18 protein-coding genes and 1 riboswitch are annotated in these 15,411 nt (G+C 60.0%); of the genes, 13 read left to right on the forward strand and 5 right to left on the reverse strand.

Features of this window, described 5'->3' with window-relative positions:
* Nucleotides 1-115 precede the first annotated feature (115 nt).
* From JZM60_RS06965 to JZM60_RS06985, 5 genes are all read left to right on the forward strand, one after another.
* Nucleotides 116-697 carry a CHASE4 domain-containing protein gene (locus tag JZM60_RS06965; protein WP_207164820.1) on the forward strand — a complete coding sequence of 194 codons (582 nt, stop codon included), beginning with the start codon at nucleotides 116-118 and terminating at the stop codon, nucleotides 695-697.
* Between the two features lie 114 nt (nucleotides 698-811).
* Nucleotides 812-2,077 (forward strand): PAS domain-containing sensor histidine kinase, encoded by a 1,266-nt coding sequence (locus JZM60_RS06970; RefSeq protein WP_207164822.1) that lies wholly within the window; start codon nucleotides 812-814, stop codon nucleotides 2,075-2,077.
* Complete coding sequence (locus JZM60_RS06975) at nucleotides 2,035-2,433, forward strand: response regulator (RefSeq protein ID WP_207164824.1); 399 nt, start codon at nucleotides 2,035-2,037, stop codon at nucleotides 2,431-2,433. Before JZM60_RS06970 ends, JZM60_RS06975 begins: the two co-directional genes overlap by 43 nt.
* Before the next feature lie 13 nt (nucleotides 2,434-2,446).
* The gene (locus JZM60_RS06980; protein ID WP_241426393.1) at nucleotides 2,447-3,001 is read left to right on the forward strand and encodes a CheB methylesterase domain-containing protein; all 555 of its coding nucleotides are present in this window, start codon (nucleotides 2,447-2,449) and stop codon (nucleotides 2,999-3,001) included.
* Between the two features lie 58 nt (nucleotides 3,002-3,059).
* Nucleotides 3,060-3,275 (forward strand): hypothetical protein, encoded by a 216-nt coding sequence (locus JZM60_RS06985; RefSeq protein ID WP_207164828.1) that lies wholly within the window; start codon nucleotides 3,060-3,062, stop codon nucleotides 3,273-3,275.
* A gap of 53 nt (nucleotides 3,276-3,328) precedes the next feature.
* Here the strand turns inward: JZM60_RS06985 and JZM60_RS06990 are convergent, their stop codons facing one another.
* Together JZM60_RS06990 and JZM60_RS06995 are read right to left on the reverse strand one after the other, a co-directional pair.
* A complete protein-coding gene (locus JZM60_RS06990; RefSeq protein WP_241426394.1) occupies nucleotides 3,329-3,514 on the reverse strand; it encodes a DUF6726 family protein in 186 nt (61 codons plus the stop codon).
* 108 nt (nucleotides 3,515-3,622) lie between these two features.
* Nucleotides 3,623-4,513, reverse strand: coding sequence for a LysR substrate-binding domain-containing protein (locus JZM60_RS06995; protein WP_207164831.1), 891 nt, complete (start codon nucleotides 4,511-4,513; stop codon nucleotides 3,623-3,625).
* Between the two features lie 105 nt (nucleotides 4,514-4,618).
* Here JZM60_RS06995 and JZM60_RS07000 point away from each other — a divergent pair, with 105 nt between their 5' ends.
* The 5 genes from JZM60_RS07000 to JZM60_RS07020 all read left to right on the forward strand — a co-directional run bounded on the left by JZM60_RS07000 (nucleotide 4,619) and on the right by JZM60_RS07020 (nucleotide 8,111).
* Nucleotides 4,619-5,548, forward strand: a complete 930-nt coding sequence (locus tag JZM60_RS07000) for a YeiH family protein (protein WP_207164833.1) — start codon at nucleotides 4,619-4,621, stop codon at nucleotides 5,546-5,548.
* A gap of 144 nt (nucleotides 5,549-5,692) precedes the next feature.
* On the forward strand, nucleotides 5,693-6,067 hold the full coding sequence (locus tag JZM60_RS07005) for a hypothetical protein (RefSeq protein ID WP_207164834.1): 375 nt from the start codon (nucleotides 5,693-5,695) through the stop codon (nucleotides 6,065-6,067).
* 4 nt (nucleotides 6,068-6,071) lie between these two features.
* Nucleotides 6,072-6,623: a glycine zipper family protein gene (locus JZM60_RS07010; protein ID WP_207164836.1), complete on the forward strand. Its 552-nt coding sequence runs from the start codon at nucleotides 6,072-6,074 to the stop codon at nucleotides 6,621-6,623.
* 129 nt (nucleotides 6,624-6,752) lie between these two features.
* The gene (locus JZM60_RS07015; RefSeq protein ID WP_207164838.1) at nucleotides 6,753-7,313 is read left to right on the forward strand and encodes a nucleoside deaminase; all 561 of its coding nucleotides are present in this window, start codon (nucleotides 6,753-6,755) and stop codon (nucleotides 7,311-7,313) included.
* Between the two features lie 93 nt (nucleotides 7,314-7,406).
* Entirely contained in the window at nucleotides 7,407-8,111 is a 705-nt protein-coding gene (locus JZM60_RS07020; RefSeq protein ID WP_207164840.1) for a hypothetical protein, read from the forward strand.
* 74 nt (nucleotides 8,112-8,185) lie between these two features.
* Here JZM60_RS07020 and JZM60_RS07025 read toward each other — a convergent pair whose 3' ends face one another.
* From JZM60_RS07025 to JZM60_RS07035, 3 genes are all read right to left on the reverse strand, one after another.
* Nucleotides 8,186-9,139 carry a DUF4382 domain-containing protein gene (locus tag JZM60_RS07025; protein WP_207164842.1) on the reverse strand — a complete coding sequence of 318 codons (954 nt, stop codon included), beginning with the start codon at nucleotides 9,137-9,139 and terminating at the stop codon, nucleotides 8,186-8,188.
* Between the two features lie 70 nt (nucleotides 9,140-9,209).
* Nucleotides 9,210-9,286: riboswitch (cyclic di-GMP riboswitch) on the reverse strand.
* 99 nt (nucleotides 9,287-9,385) lie between these two features.
* Nucleotides 9,386-10,132, reverse strand: a complete 747-nt coding sequence (locus JZM60_RS07030; RefSeq protein ID WP_207164844.1) for a dolichyl-phosphate beta-glucosyltransferase — start codon at nucleotides 10,130-10,132, stop codon at nucleotides 9,386-9,388.
* Between the two features lie 19 nt (nucleotides 10,133-10,151).
* Complete coding sequence (locus JZM60_RS07035; protein WP_207164846.1) at nucleotides 10,152-11,813, reverse strand: ArnT family glycosyltransferase; 1,662 nt, start codon at nucleotides 11,811-11,813, stop codon at nucleotides 10,152-10,154.
* 175 nt (nucleotides 11,814-11,988) lie between these two features.
* Between JZM60_RS07035 and JZM60_RS07040 the strand changes: the two genes are divergently transcribed.
* From JZM60_RS07040 to JZM60_RS07050, 3 genes are read left to right on the forward strand one after another with little or no spacing between them, the layout of a single operon-like run.
* Nucleotides 11,989-12,753 (forward strand): DUF4350 domain-containing protein, encoded by a 765-nt coding sequence (locus JZM60_RS07040; protein WP_207164848.1) that lies wholly within the window; start codon nucleotides 11,989-11,991, stop codon nucleotides 12,751-12,753.
* Nucleotides 12,754-12,807: 54 nt separating this feature from the next.
* Nucleotides 12,808-14,310, forward strand: a complete 1,503-nt coding sequence (locus JZM60_RS07045) for a B12-binding domain-containing radical SAM protein (protein ID WP_207164850.1) — start codon at nucleotides 12,808-12,810, stop codon at nucleotides 14,308-14,310.
* Nucleotides 14,311-14,358: 48 nt separating this feature from the next.
* Nucleotides 14,359-15,345 (forward strand): serine/threonine protein kinase, encoded by a 987-nt coding sequence (locus JZM60_RS07050; protein WP_207164853.1) that lies wholly within the window; start codon nucleotides 14,359-14,361, stop codon nucleotides 15,343-15,345.
* Nucleotides 15,346-15,411 lie beyond the last annotated feature (66 nt).

Below are 15,411 nucleotides of genomic sequence, written 5' to 3' on the forward strand. Positions count from 1 at the left end.
TTAACACCTTAGCTCCTCAAGTAAAATTTCGTTCGTGCCGATATGTACCTTACGCACCAAGATTTTTTTCGATTTCCGTGGCGGTACGATGCGCACAACTCACAGAACGAACAAGATGATTGCACTGCTGGCGACGGCTCTGGTTGCCGGCCTGTTCTTTGTTCTCTACGACGATTTCAATCATCTGAGCGGCGTGCAGAGAGAGCGGGTCGTGGAAAAGCAGATCTTTTTCGACCAGATGGTGGCGATGAAGTCCGATCCGCTCCGCCGGCTGGTACTGGACTACAGCTTCTGGGACGACATGGTGAAGTTCGTTGCCAGACCCGATCCGCGCTGGGCCCAAGGGAACATCGATTCCAACTTTGCATCCTATCAGCATGACGCCCTATGGATTTTCCGCCCCAACGGGGAACTGGTCTATTCCGTCAACCGCGCAGGAAAGGGGCTCGAACACGGGGCGCCCTTTCCCCTGCCGACCGGGGATATGGGGCTGCTCTTCGCGGCAAAGGAGAAATTTACCCACTTCTTCGTGGCTACGGGACAAGGGGTAATGGAGGTTTTCGGGGCCGGCATCTATTCTCCCGGAAATGTAGAACGACGTGGAGAGCCGGCGGGGTTTTTCCTGTCAGGCATGCTCTGGGGCCGTGCGCATATTGGCGAGCTTTCCTATCTGACACGGGGCGTTGTCATGCTGTAGAGCCCGGAGCAGGCCGGTGCCGATGGGGAATGGGATCCCCGCAGCGGAGAGATTAGTTTCACTCGGGCCCTGGCCGGGATTGACGGTAAACCGGTAAAAACCCTGGTGGTCAGGATGGAAACCCCCGACATCCAGCAGCTCGCCAGGGAAATGGGCAACAACGCGCTCATTGGCACCGCCCTTGTTGCGGTCCTCGCCGTCCTGGTGGTTTTTGTCCTCGTTTCGCGGCAGCGGTTGAGAAATGCCAATAGTAATCTCGACGCCGCCCAGCGGACGGCACAGCTCGGGAGCTGGCAGCGGGAGGTGGAGCGCGGCATCTGCTCCTGGTCGGACAACCTCTACCGGGTTCTGGGCCTTCCGATTAAAGGGACCGTTCCCGGCCTGGAAACCTTCTATTCCCTTGTCCATCCAGAAGACCTCTCCCGTGTCCGGGAGACCATTGAACGTTCGGTGCGGGAAAAAAGCGGTTACGAGATCGAGTTCCGGCTTGTCCGTCCCGACGGCGCCGTCAGGACCATGCGATCCAAGGGAGAAGCCTGCCTTGTGGAGGGTGGCAACACCTGTGTGGTGGGGAGCACCCAGGACATTACCGAGCAGTCCCTTATGGAGAGCAAGCTGTCTACCCTTATCCGCCAGAAGGATGCATTCATAGTCCGCCTGGGGCATGACCTGAAATCGCCCCTTACCCCTCTCATGGCACTCCTTCCCCTTGTCCGGGAGCGGTGTGCCGATGCCGAGGCGGCCCGGATGCTGGATATCTGCCGCACCAGCGCAAGCCATATCGAGCGGATCACGGCAAAAACGCTGAAGCTGGTCCGTTTTTCATCTCCCCTTGCATCGGCTGACCTGGAGAGGGTCCCCCTTGCGGCGGTGGTGGATGGCGCCATCAATCGCTATGCCGGATTAATGGCCCGGGAGAGCATCGTCTGCAAAAATGAAATCTCCCCGGCCATTGGCGTTCATGCTGTCTCCACCCAGATCGAGGAGCTTTTTGCCAACCTTATTTCAAATGCCGTGCACTTCTCGCCAAAGGGAAGCGTCATTCGCATAACTGCGGGGGAGGATGCCCAGGGTGTCATGGCTTCCGTCCGCGATGAGGGGGCGGGGCTGGAACCTGACCAACTCGAAAATATTTTCGAAGAGTTTTACAAAGAGGATGAGGCCCGTCACGAACTGGGGCGCCCCGGCCTCGGCCTCACCATCTGCCGGCAGATAGTATTCAATCACGGGGGCAGCATATGGGCTGAAAGCCCCGGCAGGGGCAAGGGAACAACCATCCGGATACGATTGCCCCATGCAGAGAACGTAATGAACATAGTCCCAGAGGGAGCAAGCACATGTCTGACATCCAGGTCATGCTCGTCGATGACGAAGAATTGATTCGCGATGCGGTTTCGTTCTATTTTCAGGCAAAGGGATTCCGGATACTCACCGTCCCCGGGGGGGAGGAATGTCTCAGTCTGCTGGAGGATGGGTTTCGGGGAGTGATCCTCATGGACGTCATGATGCCCCGCATGGACGGTTGGCGAACCATTCGCGAAATGGTGGAGAGAGGGTTGCACCCGGGAAACGCCATCGTCATGCTCACGGCTTTGGACGAGCCCGACGAGCGCATGGAGGGGCTGCAGGAATACATTATCGACTACATGACCAAGCCGTTCGACCCGCAGGCGCTTCTCGACTCGGTTTTGTATTACTCAAAGCTTCTCGGCTCCGGATATCCCAACCATGTTTAATAACCGGATTGTCATGATCGCGGTCTCAACCGGCGGTCCCATAACCCTCAAAAAATTATTTGCCGATATGCCGCCCCTGAATGCCGCCGTCGTCATCATTCTGCACATTCAGCCGGGAATGGACCGGCTTGTGGCGAAGGGGCTTGCCGCCGTCGCATCCATGCCGGTCTCCGTGGCCGAACATGGTGAGTTTCTGGAGCGGGGACGTATTTACCTGGCCCCAGGCGGTTGCCACCTTACCCTGGAGGGGAACCGGCGGATTATGCTCCATGAAGGCCCACGGGTCAATTTCGTCCAACCTGCTGCCGATGTGGCGATGAAATCCCTGGGGCGGCCATTCATGGGAAAGATTGTCGGCGTGGTGCTTACCGGAATGGGCAATGACGGCGCGGCTGGAATTTATCACATCAAGGAGATCGGCGGCACCACCATTGCCCAGGACCGGAAAACATCGGCCATCTACAGCATGCCGAATTCTGCTTTACAAACAGGTGCCGTTGATTTTGTCTTTTCACCGGACAAGATTTGCTGGAAAATAGTCGAGTTGATGAATGAAGGGGCAAATTAAAGTCATTGAGCAACCTTGGGGCGCCCATGCATATTTGATGAAAGAAGGAGATGAGGCTATGGAAGTGAACTTGCGCGTGCTCCGCAACTTGCTCAGCAAGCGGACCGACGAAATTGAAGAGAGCGTTGCCGGCACCGGCTATCTGGCAAAGACGGTTATCGGAGTCGGGACTTTTCTGCTGGATAACGAAGGGGATCTCGATCTGCTGACGGCAAAACAACGGGCGACTTTCGAGAAATTCCTGAGACCGCTACTGGATAAGACGAACCGTTAAGGGAGTCCGGAACGGCGGCCGTCGGTCGCCGTTCCGGTAAATGGCTTGAAAAATCAGATGGGTACGTCATCAACCACTTCGGCGGCACTGTCGATACCATCGTGGATTGAGTTGCCGACGCCGGGAACGATTGAGACCACCGCCCCGGTCACCCTCATGGGGACCGACACCAGTTTTGTCAGCACACACCCCTGCAGCATGAGAAGCATTCCCAAAAGCAGCATCATTCTTAGTATCATCGCGTTATCCCCCTGGTCTGTCCTTAGCTTTAGCGCCGAGAACGTAGTCAATTAGACGGCTGCTCCTTACGTTTCTACAGTGTAGTCCTTTTTCGTGCAATGAAAAGCCTACAGGTCCCTGCTCTGCTTCAGCAGTTCCAGAAACACTTTCAGAAGCGTGGTCCGGTGCTCGCTGTGCCGGGTGAGCACTATCAAGGTTCTCCCCAGTTCCAGGGGGGTGTCGATTTCCACAAGCCAGCCATGGTCCAATTCTCTCTGGACGGCCATTCTCGACAGGCACCCCACGCCCAGCCCGGCCTCCGCCGCTTTTTTTATGGCCTCGGTGTGCCCAAGTTCCAGGGCAATCGAGAAACTTATTCCCATTTTGCCCATTGCTGCTTCGAATATCTCCCTCGTGCCGGAACCTTTTTCGCGCATGATCCAGGGGGCGTCCCGCAACATGTCGGGGGATGCTTTCCGTGAGTGTGCCCAGGCGTGCCCTTTCCCCGCAATGACAACCAGTTCGTCGTGCCGCCACGGCCTTGCGTCCAGAGAGCCGATGTGGGGAAGCCCCTCGATGAGCCCCAGGTCCAGATCGCCGGTTTCCACGGCACTTTCGATCTGCTGGGCGTTGCCCACCTGGAGCAATGCCCGCGCTTGCGGGTAGAGCCGCGAGAATTCCCCCACCACTGACGGCAGGATGTAGTTCCCGATGGTGGTGCTCGCCCCCACTTGCAGGGTGCCCTTCGGCTCCGCAACGGATTCCTGGAGAAACTGCTCCAGCCGGTGGGCCCTTGAGAGCAGCTCGCTTACTTCCGGAAGCATCCGGCGTCCCCGGTCGTTGAGAAGGAGCCGCCTCCCCCGACGTTCGAACAGGGGGGCGCCCGCAAGCCGCTCCAGTTCGGCGATCGCCATGCTGACGGCCGATTGGGTCAGCAGGAGCTCTCTGCCTGCTTGGGTAACATGCCCGCACCTGGCTACTTTTTCGAAAATCTCCATCTGCCGCAAGGTAATGGCCATTGCTGTCTCATAATTATTGTTGATGTTTTGTTTGAATATTACTCATTTTTATTTATATTCGCAAGGTCATATAATGCCGCCATTATTGATGTGGAGGAGGCGGTAATGGACAACGGGAAACGCAGGGTACTTTTCATCGCATGCGTGCTGACGTGCGCAACTCCCTGGATCGGGACCGCAACGGCTTTGGTCATGGGGGTGCTTTTCAGTTTCACGCTCGGCAACCCATGGCCTCAACAGTCCGCGCACTACAGCAAGGTGATTCTCCAGCTCTCGGTGGTGGGGCTAGGGTTCGGACTCAGTCTTGGCGAAGTCCTTCGCACCGGTAGTGATTCGATTATCTATACCGTTGCCGGAATCGGCTGTACGCTGATTGCGGGCAGCCTGCTGGGGAAACTGTTCAAGACGGACCGGAATACTTCGGCGCTCATCTCGTTCGGGACCGCCATCTGCGGGGGGAGCGCCATTGCCGCCATGGCTCCGGTTCTGAAGGCGAAGGATGACGAGACCGCCGTGGCGCTGGCAACTGTTTTTACCCTGAATTCCGTTGCCCTGCTGTTGTTCCCCGCCATGGGGCATCTGCTGAATCTGGATCAAACCGTTTTCGGAGCGTGGGCAGGGCTTGCCATCCACGACACGAGCAGCGTGGTCGGCGCGGCCTCTGTCTATGGCGCCCAGGCGCTGACCGTGGGGACGACGGTAAAGCTTACCCGGGCCATCTGGATTGCGCCGGTGGCCATGGGGACGGCACTGTTCATGAAATCGGAGCAAAAGGCCGGTGTGCCGCTGTTTATCATCGGCTTTGCCCTGGCGGCCACCCTTCATACGATATTGCCGCAGTTTGCGGTTTTATGGGGGGGGCTGACGGCTGTGGCCAAACAGTGTCTGGTGGTGTCGTTATTCCTGGTCGGTGCGGGTTTGAGCAGGGATGCCCTGAAAATCGTCGGCTTGCGCCCCTTGCTGCAGGGGGTTACCCTGTGGCTGCTGGTAAGCTGCCTGACCCTGGCTGCCCTGCTCTCCTTCGGGATGGCTTGAGAACGGGCCACAAAGACATTATCATATTTCCTGTCAACGCTTTGGATGTGGTAACGTTTAAATGCACAGATGGCAGATGGATTTTTTCGAGACGTCCCGCCGGCGCTCCCCGAGAGGGGAGGCTGGAGCAGGAAGGGGGATCATATGAACAAAATCGTGCGAATTGTCCTGGTGCTGACGGTTGCAATCATGGCAAGTTATCTCACAGCCGAGGCGCGGGGCCGGGGCGGCTATCACGGCCATGGCGGAGGGCATGTCGGGTTCGGGTTGTATCTCGGGCCGGGGTGGTGGGACCCATACCCTTATTATCCCTATTATTACAGGCCGCCGGTAATCGTGAGCCCTCCCCAGGAGATATATGTCCAGCCGGCTCCCGCTCCCCGGGCGGAAGAGCCCAACTATTGGTATTATTGCCAGAACCCTGAGGGGTACTATCCCTATGTGAAAAAGTGCCCGAAGGGGTGGATGAAGGTCGTTCCTCCGGATGAGCCGCCGGAGGAGCTGGAAGAAGAGGAGTGAGGCCATGATCGCCCAACGGATGAGAAGCTATGTGCTGGCGGCGGGATTGCTGGGGCTCACCGGATGCGCGGTGGTTCCGACGGGGCCGAGCGTGCTGGTGCTCCCTTCCCAGGGGAAATCCTTCGAGCAGTTCCAGTCTGAAGATTTTGCCTGCCGGCAGTGGGCCGGCCAGCAGATCGGCATGACTGCCCAGGATACCATCAATCAGAATACCGCCACGAGTGCGGCCGTCGGAACGGCAATAGGCGCCGGGGCCGGCGCGCTCCTCGGTGCGGCATCCGGTCATCCGGGGACCGGCGCGGCCATTGGCGCCGGGAGCGGGCTGCTCCTGGGGACGGCCACCGGTGCCGGTGCCGGGGAGTCTTACGGCTACGATGCACAGCAGAAATATGACTATGCGTATGTCCAGTGCATGTATGCCAAGGGGCACCAGGTTCCCGGCCAGGTGCACCGGTACCGGCTCCGGCGCGCAACCCCTTCGTATCCTCCGCCGCCACCCTCTTACGGGTACCCCGTACCCCCCGACTATGGTCCATCCTACCCGCCATACCGGTAACTCCGGCCGGGGGGAATCATGAAATTGAAATAGCACAAGGCGGCCGCTCGGCCGCCTTTTTTTGCCTTCGCGCAAAGAGCCGTTAAAATGCTTGTATAGAACGATGTGCGTTGAAAGGGAGGAGATCTGATGATTCAGCTGCCGTTGACGTTGCCAGAATGGGCTGCTTCATGTCTGGATGAGGCCCGCATATTTGCCGGCGATGCCGGGAAGATGTCCCTTGCCATCGGCCTTGCCCGCCGGAATGTGGAACAGGGGACCGGCGGGCCGTTCGGTGCGGCCATATTCAAGAGGGGAAGCGGAGAGTTGGTCAGCATAGGGATGAATCTTGTCGTTGCCGCCAACAACTCCGTGCTCCATGCCGAAATGGTGGCCATCATGCAGGCCGAGGCGAAGATAGGGAGCTTTACCCTGGCGTCCGGTGGGAGTTTTGAGCTGTTCACTTCCTGCGAGCCCTGCGCCATGTGCCTCGGGGGGATACTCTGGAGCGGGGTTGACCGGCTGGTGTGTGCCGCGGCTGCCGAAGACGCACGGGCAATCGGCTTCGATGAGGGGCCGGTGTACCCTGAGTCGTACCGCTATCTGGAAGAGCGGGGGATAGAGATCGTCAGAGGCTATATGCGGGATGAGGGACGGGAGGTGCTGGAGCTTTACCGAAAACGGGGGGGTGTTCTCTACAACCGCCGGTAGCCATTTCCGTGGGGCTGTTTTCACTGTATACTTGCTTAAATATTAACGCGTGACACGTGCGATGCCGCATCCGGCAAATTCGGGAGGTGCCCAATGGGACAGGTTCATGGGATGACGAGTTCGATGGTATGGTCGAGGCGGATTGCCCTCGTGATGCTCCTGCTTGTTGGGGGGATGCTGGCCGGTTGCGCTGCCTCGCGATCGGCGGTGACTGGCAAGTTCGACCGCCCCGCGGAAAAGAACGTCGGTGCGGAGAAGGTGAGTGCCTTTTTCCTGTTCCGGCACCTGGAGCAGCAGCATGGGTTCGACTCAATTCCGAAGCTGAAGGCCCAAGGGGTCAAGGACTTCGACAATCTTTTCCGTGATGCTCTCGGCGAGATCAGCAACGTTTCCCCCTATGTCACCTTCACCGAATCCCCCGCCGACGTCAACAACCCCAAGCGCCGCGAGGAACTCGACGGGTTCCGGCGTACCCACGACTATACCCTAGACATCGATTTTTTCGAGGAGTCTTCCTTTGCGGAGCAGTGCCTGAGCGGCACCGTCAGCCTCCTGTCCCTGACCCTTGTCCCGATGCCCTATACGTGGGATTACACCATAACCGCGACACTTTCCGACAGGTCCGGGAAAACGCTGCGGACCTACCAGCGCAAGGCGACCCTCAAAAACTGGACCCAGGCCGTGCTGATCTTCGCCTATCCCTTCCATCCGCTGGAGGGGAAGCGGGAGGAGATCTACTCGGAGTCGCTCCACGATATTTTCCGGCAGATTGAGGCGGAAAGAGTGCTTAAAAAGTAGCTGGATAATTTGCCGGATGAAGAAGATCAGGGGGGCAGGCCGTTCAGGCCTGCCCCCTTGCTTTATTGGTGACTTCAGGGCGATGGCAGCAATGAGATGGTGCCGAGATCGGTGGTTGCCCCGGTTACGACGGAAACGGCGGCGGACGAATAGGTCTGGAAGCCGTTGGCGGCGACGAATGCCTTGTAGGTGACAGGCAGGGTGTTGGGGGGCACGAATGCCGCAAAGGGGGCCTGCCACACGCCGCTGGTGTAATTGCTGAAAATTGTGCCGGCGGCGATGGGGGTGATGTCATCTGCGGAACCGCGGCGTTTCACCGATACCGTGGCGCTCGACCAGTTTGACAACGGAGAAACGACCATGCCGGAAATTGAACCGTAGCTCGGCAACAGTTCATCCATCTGGATTATCCGTATTCCCGTGGGCTTAAGGATATACTTCTCGTTTTGCGGGGTGTTGCCGCGTTCGACAATGGCGGTGTTCGGATCGAAGTCGATGGCGATGGCATTGATTACGCCCGGCTCAACCACGAACCTGCCGAGCACCTTGAGCCCCGATTGCTGCCCGCTGGGGGTCTTGAGGGGGATTTTTGTGGCCGGGTCGGTTTTGAGGGTTACGTAATTGACCGGCTCCCCTACATTGGGGTTAGGTTCCAGGATCAGCCGGACCTGGCTGTAGGTTCCTGCCGGCAGGGTCACCGTGCCGAGCAGTTCCTGGACATAGGCAAGATCGAGGACATTGAAGCTGGGTGATGGTACATCAAGGGGAACAGTGATCAGCAGCTGATCGTCGTCCTCTGCATCCTGGTCGTATTCGACCGGTATGATCTTGACCGCCTTGATTTTAATTCTCACTTCGGCAAAGTCGTCACTCAGTTTGTCGGTCAAGGCCACTTTCAAGGTGCCCGCAGTTGCTGAGCTGTCGCTGTCGCTCCCCCCGCCGCTGCACCCCTGGAGCAGGGCCAGGCCGAAAACGGCTGCTGACAGGGCCAGCACCACTTTGAGGGTTGACATCATCTTTCGTATCATCTCTTTCCTCCTTTCCCCGGCCGTTGTGTCTGGGCACAAAAAAGCCGGGGTGCCGAAAATATGGTGACATTTCGGCAACCCGGCTGTCTCGGTGAGACCCTGTGGGCTTTCCGCCCCATCCTCGCGGATGGTTTAGTATTGTCGTCTATCACGTCGATTATGGAGAAAAGTATACTGGCGACGCGGGCGAAGTCAAGCTGAGGCCGCGTTGGAGCGGGGAAGAGAGTAAGGCTCTGAAATAATTGGCTATGGCCTCCTGGGGGGAGTTTCATAACCTCCGGTAAGATTTGTGAACCGTATCCGCAGCACTTCGCTGAGCATCCTGAACGAATCCCGCACCAGGCGAACCTTTGTCCCCCCAACATCAGCCCAGTTCACCGGCACTTCGATGATCCGGTATCCGAAACGCCGGGCCAGGAAGAGGAGTTCCACGTCAAACCCGAAACCGGATATCCTCTGCCGGGGGAAAATGCCTTCGGCGGCAGAGGCCGTGAACAGCTTGAAACCGCACTGGGTATCGTGGATGCCCCGTACCGCCAGTGCCCTTATCAGCCCGTTGAAAACGGTTCCCATGATTTTGCGGTGCAAACGCCCCTTCACAACGCAGTGGCCGGACTTCATGGCCCGGGATCCGATTGCGATGTCGGCGCCGTTCCCGTTGGCTTCCAGCAGCCGCCGAATCTCCTCAACGGGCGTTGCCCCATCGGCATCGGCAAAAACGCGGAGTTGACCCTTTGCGGCGATCATCCCGGTTTTAACCGCAAATCCCTTCCCCCTGTTCCGGGGGAGCGCCTCCAGCCGCAGGCAGGAATGGCGCGCCATGAGCGCTTTCACCATCGCCGCCGTCCCGTCGGAGCTGCCGTCATCCACGACAATCACCTCGAAGGAGTATGGCTCTCCGGCAAGAAAGCCGATTACCCGTTCCAGATAGGGTGGAAGGCGCTGCTCTTCGTTGTAGGCAGGAATGATGAAAGACAAAAAGGGAGTTTCCACTGGGTCACCACCCGAAACGTCACTGCCGGACAAACCGGTAGACAATATAGGGGAGTCCCCCCGGTTCCTGGCCGATGTAGACCGGCTCAATGCCGGGAAGTGGGGGGGCGTTCCCGTTCGCTCCGAAAAGGGGCTGATAGAGTATCTCCAGCTGGGGGCGCATGGAGAGGAGCTGAATGGTCGCAATGAGATACTCCGCATTGTTCTTGCCGGCAAAGGCGATAAGTTCGGCAAGGCTTCCCTGGGGAGGCATCAGGTATGTGTGCCGGGAGTAGAAGCCGATCCTGCCGGAACGGGTTATGATTATCGCCCCACGGGGGATGATTTCCCTCAGTCGAAGCCCTATCTGCTTGTCGTCATACCGGGCGCCGTCCTGGGTATAGTGGTAGGGGGGCTTGGGAGCCGGGATGCTGCTGTAGATGTACCAGAGCCCGAGGAGTGCAGCGAGGGGGACGGCAATCCAGGTTTTCCGTGGGATGTATCGGTTTGCCCATGAATCGATGCGGGCGAAGCCGCCGCCTGCCGCCATGAGAAAGACCGGCACATAGGCATAGAATCCCCTGGGCTGCACAAAATAAACCACATACAGAGCCAGGGGGGAACAGACGGATGCAAGGAGCAGGCGGTCCATGAGCCCCTGGCGGGCAGGCGCCGCGCACTCTTCTCCGTCCCCCGGAGCACAGCGGGGGAGCCACAGGTACCCGATGCCTGCCAGCGCGAACAGGAACCACGGAAAGGCGCCGACAAGCTCCAGGGGGAGGGCGTGGAGATTGTCGCGGATGTTGCCCCAGAAAATATCCGGGGATTCCTTCATCAGATCCAGCAGCGTTGCATTCCCCCCCCCTACGGCCTGCCCCTGCTCATTGAGCCGCATGTGCTGGTCGGGTGGGGTTTCGCCCCGGTATTCGCGGATGATGCTGGAGTTCAGCCCTGTTTTGCCGCTCAACTGCCAGGCGCCGGTCACGTTGTGGAGGTAATTCATGTACGGTACTGCCGGCACCAGGAATCCGCACCAGAAAATCGCCAGCAGGAGAGTGGTCCGAAGTCTTCCCCCCCGGGGGGTGTTGAGGAGCAGCAACAGGAACAGGATGCCGGAAAACGCTGCGGCAACGATGAAACCTTCGGGGCGCGCCAGGTAGGCGATGCCCAGAAGGGCTCCGGTTGCGAAAGCGGTACCTTTGCCGCGGCGGGCGAGACAGCTTCTGAAAACCCATGCAGCGGCAAGGGCAAAGAAGGTGTAAGTGGGTTCGGTGATGTCGATGCCGGACATGCCGTGCAGAAAGGGTAGGGTGATGAACAGGATGGACGCGCATAGGGCGGCGCGCCGCCCCCAGAGCCCCAGGGTAAGGGCATGGAGGGGGAGGATGGTTAGGGCGTTGAAGAATACGGAGACCATTCTGGCCGAGGTCTCAAGATCGTTGAGCGCCACGTTGAACAGGCCCACGAGAAAGGGGTACAGCGGCGGGAACACCGTTCCGAAGTTCCGGGGATCACCGGTTTCGAAGAAAATCTTTCCCGAGACGGCATATCCGGCCCCGTCGGCCGAGATGACGTCGTACTGCCGCAAGCCGTAAATGCCATATGCGGCCGCAAGTGCTATCAGCAGTATCGCAAGTGCCGCATCCACCGGCTTTATCCTGCCGATGCCGGGTATCTGAAAAATCCGATCACCCACTGTCATCGTTTCATGTCCGTTGCCTTTCATTAAACATCATCTGTTTCCTTGAATCCTTTATCACAGGCAGGACGAAAGAAAAAGGGATTACGCAAGGGGCGCCCGGTAAAAAATGCTTGCATTTAAGGAGTCTGGAATAGTATAAAAAAGACCTATAAAGTCTTTTTTGTGGAGGGTGCCAATGAATGCGTCCGTAAAAAGAGTTGTCACGTTGTTCGGGATTGCAGTCTGCATGATTATTTCTTCGGCGATGGTTTCCTGGGGGGCCGCACCTCTGGTGCTGGTGGACCAGGGGCACGGCCAGCGTTTCGTGGTGGAGCAGGAGGGTGAGCTGCACCTGTCCGGTCTCGCCGCAATCCTCAAGGAGGAGGGGCTCCAGGTGGCCACGGGCCGGGAGCGGCTCACCGACGACTCCCTCCATAAGGTGGCGGCCCTGGTGATTTCCGGTCCCTTCGCACCCCTGGCGCCGGAGGAGGTGGAGGCGGTGGTCCGCTTCCTGGAGCGGGGTGGGAGAGTGGCGCTCATGCTCCACATCGGCCAGCCCCTTGCCGGGCTCATCCACCGGGTGGGGGCCGACTTTTCCAATAGCGTCCTCCATGAGCGCCAGAACGTCATTGCCGATAACGACATCACCTTCCGGGTGCGGGATCTGGCAACCCATCCCCTCTTCGGCGGCATGGAACAGTTCGGCCTTTATGGAGGCTGGGCCTTGAATGGCCTGACTCCCCTTGCCCGGACCAGCGCCGAGGCGTGGGTTGACCTGGACGGAAACCGGAAGCTGTCGGCACGGGATGCTGTGGACCGCTTTGCCGTGGTGGCCGAAGGGAACATCGGCGCCGGCCGCATCCTCATCTTCGGCGATGACGCCATCTTCCAGAACCGTTACCTGGACGACGGCAATACCCGCCTTGCCCGCAACCTGGCCCACTGGCTGGCGGGGGGGTAGCGGCCCTCACCGGCCGCCTTGCCTCCCGGCGCCGTTTCCCCCATAATAGGCGCCATGCTCCTCATTCATCCACCCGTAGCCAAACCGTCCGAGCCGCCGGCCGGCATCACCCTCCTCGCGGGGGCGCTCCTGGCCAATGGCGTCCCATGCCGTCTCCTGGACGCAAACCTTGAGGGGCTCCTCTGGCTCATGGAGCAACCGGAACCCGGTGAGGAGACCTGGACCCGCCGGGCGGTGAAGAACCGGGCCCGACACCTGTCCGCCCTGCGGGACCCCTCGACCTACAGTTCCCCGGACCGTTACGTCCGCGCCGTCAGCGACCTGAACCGGCTCCTCTCCGTGTCCGGCCGGGGGAGCGGGGCTACGGTGGGACTCGCGGACTACCAGCAGGAGCATTTTTCGCCGGTTTCCAGTGCCGATCTGCTGCGGGCGGCGGAAGAGCCGGAGCGCAACCCCTTCTACGGCTACTTCAGCGAACGGCTGCCCGAGGTTGTGGACGGCATCGGGTTTGTGGGGATCTCCCTCAACTACCTGAGCCAGGCGGTCAGCGCCTTTGCGCTGATGGGGTTTATCCGCCGGCGGTTCCCATCCCTGAAGATAGTCCTTGGCGGCGGGCTGGTGACGTCGTGGCTGCGGCGTCCCGGCTGGCAGAACCCCTTCGGCGGCCTCGTGGACCACATGATTGCGGGGCCGGGGGAAGGGCCCCTCCTGGATCTCGCCGGAGTCCCGCCGGGAAACCGGGCGTCCGGAGCGCCGACCTATGATCTTCTGCCGCTTCCGGACTATTTTTCCCCCGGCCTTGTCCTCCCCTACAGCGCCGCCGGCGGCTGCTGGTGGAACCGCTGCTCCTTCTGCCCCGAGCGGGCCGAAGGTAACGCCTATCGCCCCCGGCCGACGTCCGGGGCCCTGGCAGATCTCCGGGGGCTGACCGCCAAGTATGGGCCGTCCCTTATTCACATTCTGGACAATGCCATAAGCCCGACGCTTCTGAATGCCCTGGCCGAGACCCCTCCGGGTGCCCCGTGGTACAGCTTTGCCCGGATCGGCGATAACCTGGACGACCCGGGTTTCTGCCGGGCCTTGAAGCGCTCGGGGTGCGTCATGCTGAAACTGGGGCTGGAATCGGGGGACCAGGGGGTTCTGGACCGGCTCCACAAGGGTATCGACCTCGCCATGGCGGAGCGGGTGCTGGAAAATCTCCGTCATGCGGGAATCGCGGTCTATGGCTACCTCCTCTTCGGCACCCCGGCCGAGTCCGAGGAAGATGCCCGAAGGACGCTGGAATTTGTGGTTCGCCACCGGGAGGCCATCACCTTCCTGAACCTGGCGGTTTTCAACATGCCCGCTTTCAGCGACGAGGCCGCGGGAATGGAGACCGAATCATTTTACGAGGGGGACCTCTCCCTCTACACCTCCTTCCGCCACCCAGGTGGGTGGGGCCGCCGGGAGGTGCGCCGTTTCCTCGACCGGGAGTTCACCCGGCACTCCGCAGTGGCGCCGATATTGCGCCGCGATCCGCTCATCTTTACCTCCAATCATGCCCCTTTTTTTTGCTGAGCGGTGAACTCCTTGGTTCCGGCGGTGAATGATGGTATTGTGCAAGCCATGACCGAAAACCCGCACCCATTCAGCACTCTGACCCCCGCCTTCATCATGGACGCCGTGGAGAGCCAGGGCTTTGTCTGCGATTGCCGCACCCTGGCCCTGAACAGTTACGAGAACCGGGTCTACCAGGTGGGGATCGAGGAGGGGGAGCCCCTGGTGGCCAAGTTCTACCGCCCCGGCCGCTGGAGCGACGGGCAGATCGCGGAGGAGCACGATTTCTGCGCCGAACTGGCGACCCACGAGCTCCCCGTGGTGGCCCCCTGGCGCAACGCCGAGGGGCAGAGCCTCTTTTGCCACGACGGCTTCCGCTTCGCCCTCTATCCACGCCAGGGGGGGCGGGCGCCGGAATTCGACAATCTGGACAACCTCCTGATCCTGGGGCGGTTTCTGGGGCGAATGCACCGGATCGGCGCCGTGGCGCCTTTCGTTCATCGTCCCGTTCTCGACAGCCGGAGCTTCGGCTACGATTCCGTGGAGCTGATCCGCGACCGCTTCATCCCCCCCGAGTTGCGGGAGAGCTACACGGCGGTGACCGCCATGCTCCTGGAAGCTGTCGACGCCATCATGGCGGAGACGGGGGCGGTCCGGTACCTGCGGACCCACGGCGACTGCCATGCGGGGAACATCCTCTGGCGGGACGATGCCCCCCACTTCGTGGACTTCGACGATGCCCGCATGGCCCCGGCGGTGCAGGACCTCTGGATGATGCTCTCCGGCGACCGCCCCCGGAAGCTGGCCCAGCTGGATGCGCTACTGGAGGGGTACACGGAGTTCAATGAGTTCGATCCCCGGGAGCTGCGGCTCGTGGAGCCCCTGCGGGCCCTGCGGGTTCTCCACTACAGCGCCTGGCTCGCCCGCCGCTGGGAAGACCCAATCTTCCCTGCCACCTTCCCCTGGTTCAATACTCCCCGCTACTGGAACGACCAGATAATCGAGCTGCGGGAGCAGGTAGCCGCCCTGGCGGAGCCGCCGCTGGAGCTCCCCTGACCGGATGGTTGGCGGTGTCGGCTGTTGTGGCATCGCTTTTTGTATGTTACAAAAGACGTGGATATT

This window comes from Geobacter benzoatilyticus (assembly GCF_017338855.1).
Lineage (GTDB): Bacteria > Desulfobacterota > Desulfuromonadia > Geobacterales > Geobacteraceae > Geobacter > Geobacter benzoatilyticus.

Bases quoted from the DNA above. Each gene is read 5' to 3' on its own strand.
- JZM60_RS07000 (WP_207164833.1), top strand. From the start codon at position 4,619: ATGGACAACGGGAAACGCAGGGTACTTTTCATCGCATGCGTGCTGACG.
- JZM60_RS06965 (WP_207164820.1), top strand. From the start codon at position 116: ATGATTGCACTGCTGGCGACGGCTCTGGTTGCCGGCCTGTTCTTTGTT.
- JZM60_RS07010 (WP_207164836.1), top strand. From the start codon at position 6,072: ATGATCGCCCAACGGATGAGAAGCTATGTGCTGGCGGCGGGATTGCTG.
- JZM60_RS06995 (WP_207164831.1), bottom strand. From the start codon at position 4,513: ATGGCCATTACCTTGCGGCAGATGGAGATTTTCGAAAAAGTAGCCAGG.
- JZM60_RS07050 (WP_207164853.1), top strand. From the start codon at position 14,359: ATGACCGAAAACCCGCACCCATTCAGCACTCTGACCCCCGCCTTCATC.
- JZM60_RS07015 (WP_207164838.1), top strand. From the start codon at position 6,753: ATGATTCAGCTGCCGTTGACGTTGCCAGAATGGGCTGCTTCATGTCTG.
- JZM60_RS06985 (WP_207164828.1), top strand. From the start codon at position 3,060: ATGGAAGTGAACTTGCGCGTGCTCCGCAACTTGCTCAGCAAGCGGACC.
- JZM60_RS06975 (WP_207164824.1), top strand. From the start codon at position 2,035: ATGTCTGACATCCAGGTCATGCTCGTCGATGACGAAGAATTGATTCGC.
- JZM60_RS07020 (WP_207164840.1), top strand. From the start codon at position 7,407: ATGGGACAGGTTCATGGGATGACGAGTTCGATGGTATGGTCGAGGCGG.
- JZM60_RS07045 (WP_207164850.1), top strand. From the start codon at position 12,808: ATGCTCCTCATTCATCCACCCGTAGCCAAACCGTCCGAGCCGCCGGCC.
- JZM60_RS06980 (WP_241426393.1), top strand. From the start codon at position 2,447: ATGATCGCGGTCTCAACCGGCGGTCCCATAACCCTCAAAAAATTATTT.
- JZM60_RS06970 (WP_207164822.1), top strand. From the start codon at position 812: ATGGAAACCCCCGACATCCAGCAGCTCGCCAGGGAAATGGGCAACAAC.
- JZM60_RS07035 (WP_207164846.1), bottom strand. From the start codon at position 11,813: ATGACAGTGGGTGATCGGATTTTTCAGATACCCGGCATCGGCAGGATA.
- JZM60_RS07005 (WP_207164834.1), top strand. From the start codon at position 5,693: ATGAACAAAATCGTGCGAATTGTCCTGGTGCTGACGGTTGCAATCATG.
- JZM60_RS06990 (WP_241426394.1), bottom strand. From the start codon at position 3,514: ATGATACTAAGAATGATGCTGCTTTTGGGAATGCTTCTCATGCTGCAG.
- JZM60_RS07025 (WP_207164842.1), bottom strand. From the start codon at position 9,139: ATGATACGAAAGATGATGTCAACCCTCAAAGTGGTGCTGGCCCTGTCA.
- JZM60_RS07040 (WP_207164848.1), top strand. From the start codon at position 11,989: ATGAATGCGTCCGTAAAAAGAGTTGTCACGTTGTTCGGGATTGCAGTC.